We start from the raw sequence: 9,891 nt of genomic DNA on the forward strand, positions 1-9,891 counted from the left end.
ACGACCCGTTCGCGGGGCTGCGCCGCGGCACGGCCAAGGCCGGGGCGCTGCTCCGCCTCCTCATCCCGGCCCGCGAGACGGCCGCCGAGGCGCCGCCGTCGGCCATGCGCTTCTTCGCCGAGGTGCTGGACCAGACCGGCAACGGCTACCTCGACTGGCCCGACCTCGCCGCGATGGCCCGGGAGATCGCCACCCGCCTCGACCTGGGGGTACGGAACGAAGACCGCCTGTTCGCCGCCTTCTCCGACTGGTGGCGCGAACTCCAGGCCGCCCTCGACACCGACCACGACGGACGGGTCAGCGGGCCCGAGTACGCCGCGACGGCCGCCACCATGAGCGGCCCCGCCCTCATCCGGGTCGCCGAGGTGCTCTTCGACGTCACCGACACCGACGACGACCAGGTCATCGACGCCGAAGAACACCGCAGGCTCTTCCGCGTGGCGTTCGACCACGACCTCGGCGAGGCCGGCGCGCCGGCCCGCCTGACCCGTGCCGCGTTCGTCCGCGAGTTCTTGAACTTCATGGCCGGCCGCCACCACTCCGACGACTACGACCGGCTCTTCGCCCAGGCCTGAGACACCGGGTCAGCCCGGCAGCGCCGTCGAGACCAGCCGGCGGATCGCGTCCAGGTCGACGTCCTCGGCCAGGGACGCCTCCTCGGGCATGTCCTTGAACCCCGGCTCGACGTTGAGCAACGTGCGGAACAGCCGCGGCAGCACGGTGCGGGCGAGCAGGTCCTCCGCGAGCGCCGTGCCGGCCGCGGGGTCCATCGCGTACCGCCCGGCGAGGTAGGTGCTCAGGCGCTCGTACGTGCTGGCGAACACGGCGTCGAAGTACGTGCTCGAACTGCCCGGCAGCCGCTCGGCCTCGGCGATGCTCAGCCGGCAGGTCCGCACCTGGGCCTCCCACATCATCAGCTGCTGGAACCGCCCGCAGAACAGCGTCACCGCCTCCGCGGGGTCCTCGGCGTACGCGTCGGGGGTCCCCAGCCTGCGCAGGTACAGCTCACGGACGAGTTCCATGACCGCGAGGAACAGCGTGTCCTTGTTCTCGAAGTGGGCGTACAGCGTCCGCTTGGACGTCTCGGCGCGTGACGCGACGGTGTCCATCGACGCCCGTTCATAGCCGGTCTCGAGGAACACGTCCTTGGCCGTGAACAGGATGTGGCGGCGCAGTTCCTCGCCGCGCCGCTGCCGGCTCCGTCCCTGTCCGCCTTCTTGCCTCATCGGTGTGCATCCTCAAAAGTAAACGGTACGGTAGAGTTTACTTGTCCCGGAGATCCCGACCGGCTCCCTTGGAGAGAACTCATGATCGTCATCACCGCCCCTACGGGAAACATCGGACACCAGGTCCTCGACCACGTCCTCGCCGGTGACCAGCCGGTCCGCGTCATCGTGCGCGACCCGGCCAAGCTGCCCACCGACGTCCGTGACCGGGTCGAGGCCATCAAAGGCTCGCACGCCGATCCGCAGGTCGTCACCCGCGCCTTCGACGGCGCCGACGCCGTGTTCTGGCTGCTGCCGCCCGACCGCAACGCCCCCAGCGCCGAGGAGGCCTTCGTCGGCTTCACGCGTCCCGCCGCCGAGGCGATGCGCCGCCAGGGTGTCAAGCGTGTCGTGGACGTCAGCTCCCTCGGCCGCGGCACCGCCCCCGCGGGCGAGGCGGGGTACGTGACCGCGTCGCTGGCCATGGACGACCTGATCGCCGGCACCGGCGTGGCGTTCCGCGCGCTGACCATGCCCGGGTTCATGGACAACATGCTGCGGCAGGCGCGGGTGATCAAGGAGCGGGGCATGTTCTTCGACGTCATCGCGCCCGACCTCAGGCTGCCCGCCGTCGCCACCCGCGACATCGCCGCCGTCGCCACCCGCCTGCTGCTCGACACCACGTGGACCGGCCAGGAGGAGGTCCTGGTGCTCGGACCCGAGGACCTGTCCTGCAACGACATGGCCGCCGTCATCTCCGAGGTGCTCGAGACCCCGGTGGCGTACCGGCAGGTTCCCATCGAGGCGCTCAGGGCGCAGCTCACCGGACCCGGCCGGTCCGACGCCATGGTCCAGGGCATGCTCGACATGATGATCGCGGTGGACAACGGCCTGTACGGCGGCATCGCGCGTACGCCGCAGCACGCGATCGACACGCCGACCACGTTCCGGCGGTGGTGCGAGGACGTCCTCAAGCCCGCGGTCCGGTCCGCCTGACAGGCGCGCCGGACGACCCGCGCGCACACTCGATGAGTCTGCGGGCGTGGGTGGTTCGTGCGGTCCGGCGCCGATGGGAACCGGGCACGCGTCCGGTGAGTCGAATCGGTTCTTTCGATCATGATGGGGAGAGAGCAGCTTGACTCAGGACGTCATCGGCGAAGCCCTGGTCCGGGCCTTCGCGGACGAGAACCTCGCGGCCCGGATCACCGGCCCGACGACGATCGCCATCAGTGTCCCGGGCGCCGGCGACATCAATCCCGACATCGGTGAGTGGCGCGTCCACGCCGGTCGCGTGCCATCGGCGGACCTTCCCGCGTTCGCCGCGGACTTCGTCCGCGGCTTCGCGCGGGGGATCCGCAAACAGCGGGGGCAGGCGCCGGCCGCCGCGGCGGCCGACATCGAACGCCTGCTGGCCGAGGACGCGCTGCGGGTGCGGATCTACCCCGAGGCGGCGCTGGCCGAACCGCCCGGCATGCGCGACGCCCTGCTGACCCGTACTCTCGCGCCGGGTCTGGTGGAGACGGTGGTCATCGACCGGCCCGACTCGATCCAGCCGCTCAACCGGGTGGACCTCGGCGGCAGGCCGGAGGATCAGGTCTTCGGCGCCGCGCTCCACGCGTCGTTGAGCCGCGAGCCGCACAACGCCGGGACCGACGAGATCTGGGGCGTCCCGATCACGCACATCGGCGAGACCCACCGCTATGTCGGCTCCCGCGTCCACGTGCTCAGGCGTTTCCTCGGACCCGCCCCGTACGGCGCGCTCGTGTCCTTCCCGATCCCGGAGTACCTGATCGTGCACGAGATCGGCGGCACCCACGTGATCGCGGCGATGGAGGCCATGCAGGCCCTCGCCCGTACCCATGTCGAGAAGGGCCAGAACGCCATCACCCCGCAGATCTACTGGTGGCGTCCCAGCGCGTACGAGCGACTGCCCGAGGGACACGCGCTCGCCAGCGGCCAGGTGCCGGACCTGCGGCCCGTGGAGATCGCGGTGGACCACCAGGACAAGAGCGTCACCCCGCGTACCGCCGAGACCCAGGAGCTCATCGAGTCCTGGATGCGCGCCAACGCGTGACGAGGGTCAGCACCTCGCGCTCCCGTCCGGTGATGCCGTCGAGCGTGCGCGGAGGCCGGACCGGCCGCGATCCGCCGGGTGGTCTCGATCCCGTCCATGCCGGGCATGCGGATGTCCATCACGACGACATCCGGCTTCGCCGGACTCATGACCAAGGTGCTCGCCGGTTCCCTCGGCCATGGGACTCCTGCCGGACCGCCACGTCGGCCTGTCGATCGTCGGGTGCGGGCCGTACGAGGGCAGGCTGCGCCGGCGCTCACCTCTCCGGGGCGTGGCCGGACAGGCGGCGGGTGAGCTCGGCGGAGGCCTCGCGGACGCGGTCGGCGAGTCGGGGCCATTCCTCCTCCGCGTGGACGTCCCGGCGGAACGTCACCGTCATCGCGGCGGCCGGGCGGCCGACGTGGTCGAAGCTGCACGCCGCGATGCTCGCGAACCCCTCCGTCACGTGGCCGTCCTCCACCGCCCAGCCCCGCCGGGCGTCCTCGGCCAGCAGCCGGCGCAGCTCCCGCAGCGACCGGGGGCCGGCGCCGGTCCGGTTGACCAGCTCTCCCGGAACGAGGGCCCTCACCTGCGCGGCGGGCAGATGGGCCAGCATCACGCGGCCGCTCGCGGTCAGGTACGCGGGCATCCGTACGCCCACGTCCGTGACCAGGGTCGCGTGGTGGCGGGGCTGCTCCTTCAGCAGGTACAGCGTCTCGGCCCCGTGCAGCACGCCGAGCTGGACGATCTCGCCGACCCGGTCGACCAGGCGGACGAGGAGCGGGCGGGCCAGGCGCTCCAGCGGACCCTGGCGCAGGTACGCCGAGCCGATCTCGAACGCCGTCACGCCGAGGCCCCACAACCGATCTTCGGGCAGGTACGTGACGAAGCCGTCCTCGGCCATCGCGGTGAGCAGGTGGTACGTGCTGGAGCGCGGCAGGTCCAGCGAGCGGGCGATGGCCGAGGCGGCGAGGGGCCGTGCGGAGGAGGCCAGCAGGCGGAGCACGGCCATCACCCGCCGTGCCGCCGGTACCTGCCCGCCCGCCATATCCTCTAGTGTCTCGTATCCGAGACAGACGCCGTCAAGGAGCTCATCCGTCCCTCCCACGGCGGGCACCTCCACGCGCCGAGGTGAGTCCGCCCGCCGGGTTCACTCCCGGGCGGTCCACAGGTCGAGTTCGCGGTCGGTGTCGCTCGCCGGCGCGCCGCCGGAGCCGCGGTGCCAGTACTGGAGGGCGCGGCCGAGCGGCAGGGCGGTCGAGGCGATGCTGCCGGCCACGCCGACGGGGTTCCGCAGCTCGCGATATTTCCCGTTACCGTCGGGGACCTGGTACGACCTGACGCGTATCCTGCGTTGCCCGTTCGGGTAGGCGGTGCCGGTCGAGTCGTACCGGCTCCGGAGGAACCCGAAGTTGAGCAGGAAGCCGTTCACGACGGTCCGAGATGCCTGCTTCCCCGTGCTCACGAGGATATGGACGTTGTCGACCTTCGCATGCCTACCGTGGACGGCGTCCTCCCTCAGCACCGCCATGTTCTGCCTGCCGCCGCCGTACTTGGAGTCGATGAACGACTTTCCCGGCCCGGAGTGCGCCAGTGCCGCGAACGAGCGTTCGTTGACCCGCTGGAACTCGGCGCGCACCCGGCTCACCAGGCCTCGCGCCCGGCGGATCAGGGACGTCAGCAGCGCCAGCAGACGTCCGACCTCTCCGGCGGTCTGTCCCGACTGCACGGTGATGTCCTGAAGCGCGACGGCCTCCGAAGCGCCGGCCGTCTCGACGGCGGCGAGCTGCGCGCTGAACCAGAGCATCACCGCCCAGGTGACGAGGCTGGTGATCATCCCGCGGACGATCGCCTCGACGTCGGCGATGAGGGAGCTGATGACCTGGAGCAGCGCGGCGATACCGTCGGCACTCCTGGCGGTGTCGTTGATCCCGTCGGTCAGGTCGCGCAGGCGTTCGCCCGCGTCCTCCGCGGCGACGCCCTGCCACCGGTCGTCGAGCAGCCGGTGCGAGGTCGAGCCGATGTCCGCGGCGAGCCTGCGGCAGCCCTCGGCGATGCTGTCGAAGCCGTACGCGGCCTGGCCGGTCGCCATCGGGTCGCCGGTCAGCAGGTCGGTGACCTTCTTGGTCCAGTAGAAGGCGTTCAGCAGGAAGGACAGGCCGGACCGGATCAGCAGGCCCAGCGGGTCGATGAGCAGGTTCTGCACGTCGGCGCGGGTGGAGAGGATCGCCGCGGTGGCGTCGGTGGCGAACATGGCGATGTCGGTGCCGGTGTTGTACTTGTCGTCGCTGGAGAGGTCGCCGAAGAGCCGCCAGCCGTGGAGAGCCGAGTTCCCGATCGAGCCGAGGGACGCCGGCAGCCCCATGATGACGCCGTACCAGGCATGGTGGTTCTGGTAGAACCCCGACACGGGGTTCAGCTCGCGGAGGGTCTTCCCGTCGCCGTACGTCCTGCCGGTCTCGGCCAGGACGCCGAGGGAGGCGGCTTCGGCTGAACCGTAGGTGGCGGACGTCGTGTGGAGACGTTCGCGCGCCCCGTCGACGGCGCCGGACATCTGGTTCAGGTGCCGCCGGAACTCCTCGGCGAGGGAGAGGAAGTCCCCTCGCAAGGGGCGGAGCAGGCCCCAGGCGCTCTCGTCGGAGAGCGTGTTCGTCACCTCGTTGTTGGACTTTTGGAACGTCTCCACTCGCCTCGTCAGCGACGCGATGCCCTCCGCCGCACCACCGACCGCTCCCGCGGAGGCGTTGTAACCGTCTATACGCCACAGCCCTGGTCGATCCGGTCTGGTCCGGCCGAAATTATCATGATCACCATCGGGGTCCGACGGCGGTGCGCACCGGACCTCCGGGCGACACGGGCCACCGCACGGGCCTCCGCACGGGCCTCCGCACGGGCCGCCCTCCACCACCCGGAGCGCGGCCGTCGCCTGCCGTGCCGCCGGTACCCGTGCGCCCGGCGTACGCTCCAGTGTCTCGTATCTGAGACACATGCCGCCCTCCCGGGGTGCGGGCACGGCACGCGGTCGCGTCCAATAGGGGTATGACGAACATCCCCGTCGGCACCGGCCCGCTCGCCTTCGGCGACGTGGTCGCCGTCGCCCGCCACGGCGCCGAGGTCGCCCTCACCGACGAGGCGCTCAAGGCGATCGCCGAGGCCAGGGCGCACGTGGACGACCTCGCCTCCCGGCCCACGCCCGCGTACGGGATCTCGACCGGCTTCGGCGCCCTCGCCACCCGGCACATCCACGAGGAGCTGCGGGCCCGGCTCCAGGAGAACATCGTCCGCTCCCACGCCGCCGGGTCCGGGCCCGAGGTCGAGCGTGAGGTCGTCCGGGCGATGATGCTCCTGCGCCTCAGCACGCTCGCCACCGGGCGCACCGGCGTGCGGCCCGTCACCGCCGAGACCCTCGCCGCGCTGCTCAACGCGGGCATCACCCCGATCGTGCACGAGTACGGCAGCCTCGGCTGCTCCGGCGACCTGGCCCCGCTCAGCCACGTCGCCCTCGCGCTGATCGGCGAGGGCGACGTCCGCGACGCCGAGGGACGCAGGCGCCCCGCCCACGACGCCCTCACCGAGGCCGGCATCCAGCCCCTCACCCTCGTCGCCAAGGAGGGCCTGGCCCTCCTCAACGGCACCGACGGCATGCTCGGCATGCTCGTGCTGGCCATCGAGGACCTGCGCGCCCTGCTGCGCGCGGCCGACATCGGCGCCGCGATGAGCGTCGAGGCCCAGCTCGGCACCGACCGGGTCTTCGCGCGGGACCTGCAGGAGCTGCGCCCCCACCCCGGTCAGGCCGACAGCGCCGCCAACCTCCGCCGGCTCCTCAAGGACTCGGCGATCATGGAGTCGCACCGCGGGCCGCACTGCAACCGCGTCCAGGACGCCTACTCGCTGCGCTGCTCCCCGCAGGTGCACGGCGCCGCGCGGGACACCCTGGCCCACGCCGCTCTCGTCGCCGAGCGCGAGCTGGCCTCCGCCGTCGACAACCCCGTCGTGCTGCCGGACGGCCGGGTCGAGTCCAACGGCAACTTCCACGGCGCACCGATCGCGTACGTGCTGGACTTCCTCGCCATCCCGGTCGCCGACGTCGCCTCCATGGCCGAGCGCCGTACGGACCGGATGCTGGACGTGGCCCGCTCGCACGGCCTCCCGGCGTTCCTGGCCGACGACCCGGGCGTCGACTCCGGCTACATGATCGCCCAGTACACCCAGGCAGCCGTGGTGAACGAGCTCAAGCGGCTCGCCACGCCCGCCAGCGTCGACTCGATCCCCAGCTCCGCCATGCAGGAGGACCACGTCTCCATGGGCTGGGGCGGGGCCCGCAAGCTGCGCCGGGCCGTCGACGGCCTGACGCGTGTCGTCGCGATCGAGATCATGACCGCCGCCCGCGCCCTCGACCTGCGGGCGCCGCTGCGGCCCGGCCCGGCGACCGCCGCCGTCGTCGCCGCCCTTCGCACGGGGGTTCCCGGGCCCGGCCCGGACCGTCACGTCGCCCCCGAGATCGCCGCCGCCGTGGATCTGGTCCGCGACGGCTCGCTCGTCGCCGCCGCCGAGTCCGTCGTCGGACCGCTGTCCTGAGGAGGAACACCATGGGTCCCCGTCCCGTACGCGCGCCGCGCGGCACGACACTGAGCGCCAAGGGCTGGCAGCAGGAGGCCGCCCTGCGGATGCTCATGAACAACCTCGACCCCGAGGTCGCCGAGCACCCCGACGAGCTGATCGTGTACGGCGGTTCGGGCCGCGCGGCGCGCTCGTGGGACGCCTTCGACGCGATGGTCCGCGCCCTGCGCGACCTGGAGGCCGACGAGACCCTCATGGTCCAGTCGGGCAAGCCGGTCGGCGTCTTCCGTACGCACGAGTGGGCGCCGCGGGTGCTCATCGCCAACTCCAACCTCGTGCCGCAGTGGGCGACCTGGGAGGAGTTCCGGCGGCTGGAGTCGCTCGGGCTGACCATGTACGGGCAGATGACCGCCGGCTCGTGGATCTACATCGGCACGCAGGGCATCCTGCAGGGCACCTACGAGACGTTCGCGGCGGTGGCGGCCAAGAGGTTCGGCGGCACCCTGGCCGGGACGATCACGCTGACCGCCGGTCTCGGCGGCATGGGCGGCGCCCAGCCCCTCGCGGTGACCATGAACGGCGGCGTCGCGATCTGCGTCGAGTGCGACCCCTCGCGCATCGACCGCCGGGTCGAGCACCGCTACTGCGACGTGCGCGCGGACAGCGTCGAGGAGGCCCTGCGGCTGGCGCAGGAGGCCAAGGACGCGCGACGTCCGCTGTCCATCGGGCTCCTCGGCAACGCCGCCGACATCGTGCCGTCACTGCTCGCCGATGGCGCGCCCATCGACATCGTCACCGACCAGACATCCGCGCACGACCCGCTGACGTACCTGCCGCGCGGAGTGGCGTTCGAGGACATGGCCGCCGAACGCGCCAAGGACCCCGACGGCTTCATCACCCGGGCCCGCGAGTCGATGGCCGCGCACGTCGAGGCCATGGTCGGCTTCCAGGACGCGGGCGCCGAGGTCTTCGACTACGGCAACTCCATCCGCGGGGAGGCCCAGCTCGCCGGGTACACGCGTGCCTTCGACTTCCCCGGGTTCGTGCCCGCCTACATCCGGCCGCTGTTCTGCGAGGGCAAGGGCCCGTTCCGCTGGGCCGCCCTGTCCGGCGACCCGAAGGACATCGCCCGTACGGACCGGGCGATCCTGGATCTGTTCCCCGAGAACGAGCAGCTCGCCCGCTGGATCCGGATGGCGGGGGAGAGGGTGCACTTCCAGGGGCTGCCCGCGCGGATCTGCTGGCTCGGATACGGCGAGCGGGACCGGGCCGGGCTGGAGTTCAACAAGCTCGTGGAGAGCGGCGAGATCAGCGCCCCGATCGTGATCGGCCGCGACCACCTCGACTCGGGCAGCGTCGCCTCGCCGTACCGCGAGACGGAGGGCATGGCCGACGGATCCGACGCGATCGCCGACTGGCCGCTGCTGAACGCCCTGATCAACGCCTCCTCGGGGGCCTCGTGGGTGTCCATCCACCACGGCGGCGGGGTCGGCATCGGCCGGTCGATCCACGCGGGGCAGGTCTCGGTCGCGGACGGCACGCCACTCGCCGCGCAGAAGCTGGAGCGCGTCCTCACCAACGACCCGGGCATGGGCGTCATCCGCCATGTCGACGCCGGGTACGACCGCGCGGCCGACGTGGCCGCCGAGCGCGGCGTACGGGTCCCGATGCGCGAGGCTTGAGCCATGGCGTTCGAAGAGATGTGGGAGACGTTGCGCCCGATCGGGCGGGCCGGGAGCGGTGGCTACCGGCGGTTCTCCTGGACGGCGGCGGACCGCGAGTGCCGTGCGTGGTTCGCCGAAGAGGCACGGTCGCGCGGGCTGGCGGTGGAGCGCGACCTGAACGGCAACCTGTTCGCCTGGTGGGACGTCGAGGAGAACCCCGGTGCGAGCGTCGGCGGCCTGCTCGCGAGCGCGGCGAGCATCGCGGCGGACGCGATGGTGGGCGACGCCCGCGTGGAGGCGGTGGCCGGACGCCGCGACGCCGTGCTGACCGGCAGCCACCTGGACTCGGTGCCGGACGGCGGCGCGTACGACGGGCCGCTGGGCGTCGTCTCCGCACTCGCCGCGATCG

Annotated in this window: 8 protein-coding genes and 1 pseudogene; 6 read left to right on the top strand and 3 right to left on the bottom strand. The window is 72.1% G+C overall.

Annotation, left to right across the window (positions count from 1 at the left end):
• Positions 1-575 (top strand): EF-hand domain-containing protein (locus tag ACFFNX_RS31660; protein WP_512699866.1); only part of this gene is annotated, 575 nt, incomplete at its 5' end.
• Between the two features lie 9 nt (positions 576-584).
• Here ACFFNX_RS31660 and ACFFNX_RS31665 read toward each other — a convergent pair.
• The gene (locus ACFFNX_RS31665; RefSeq protein WP_378209540.1) at positions 585-1,226 is read right to left on the bottom strand and encodes a TetR/AcrR family transcriptional regulator; all 642 of its coding nucleotides are present in this window, start codon (positions 1,224-1,226) and stop codon (positions 585-587) included.
• Between the two features lie 81 nt (positions 1,227-1,307).
• On the opposite strand from ACFFNX_RS31665, the gene ACFFNX_RS31670 reads away from it, so the two are divergent.
• Positions 1,308-2,201 (top strand): NAD(P)H-binding protein, encoded by an 894-nt coding sequence (locus ACFFNX_RS31670; protein ID WP_378209541.1) that lies wholly within the window; start codon positions 1,308-1,310, stop codon positions 2,199-2,201.
• A 139-nt stretch (positions 2,202-2,340) separates the two neighbouring features.
• Positions 2,341-3,279 carry a hypothetical protein gene (locus tag ACFFNX_RS31675; protein WP_378209542.1) on the top strand — a complete coding sequence of 313 codons (939 nt, stop codon included), beginning with the start codon at positions 2,341-2,343 and terminating at the stop codon, positions 3,277-3,279.
• Between the two features lie 256 nt (positions 3,280-3,535).
• Here ACFFNX_RS31675 and ACFFNX_RS31680 read toward each other — a convergent pair whose 3' ends face one another.
• Both ACFFNX_RS31680 and ACFFNX_RS31685 read right to left on the bottom strand, forming a co-directional pair.
• A complete protein-coding gene (locus tag ACFFNX_RS31680) occupies positions 3,536-4,306 on the bottom strand; it encodes an IclR family transcriptional regulator (RefSeq protein ID WP_378209543.1) in 771 nt (256 codons plus the stop codon).
• Positions 4,307-4,408: 102 nt separating this feature from the next.
• A complete protein-coding gene (locus tag ACFFNX_RS31685; RefSeq protein ID WP_378209544.1) occupies positions 4,409-5,944 on the bottom strand; it encodes a hypothetical protein in 1,536 nt (511 codons plus the stop codon).
• Between the two features lie 353 nt (positions 5,945-6,297).
• On the opposite strand from ACFFNX_RS31685, the gene hutH reads away from it, so the two are divergent.
• The 3 genes and pseudogenes from hutH to ACFFNX_RS31700 all read left to right on the top strand — a co-directional run.
• Entirely contained in the window at positions 6,298-7,836 is a 1,539-nt protein-coding gene (hutH, locus tag ACFFNX_RS31690; protein ID WP_378209545.1) for a histidine ammonia-lyase, read from the top strand.
• An 11-nt stretch (positions 7,837-7,847) separates the two neighbouring features.
• Positions 7,848-9,500, top strand: coding sequence for a urocanate hydratase (gene hutU, locus ACFFNX_RS31695; RefSeq protein WP_378209546.1), 1,653 nt, complete (start codon positions 7,848-7,850; stop codon positions 9,498-9,500).
• 3 nt (positions 9,501-9,503) lie between these two features.
• Positions 9,504-9,891, top strand: a pseudogene (locus ACFFNX_RS31700) (hypothetical protein); the annotation flags it as partial.

Source organism: Actinoallomurus acaciae (assembly GCF_042429965.1).
Taxonomy (GTDB): Bacteria; Actinomycetota; Actinomycetes; order Streptosporangiales; family Streptosporangiaceae; genus Actinoallomurus; species Actinoallomurus acaciae.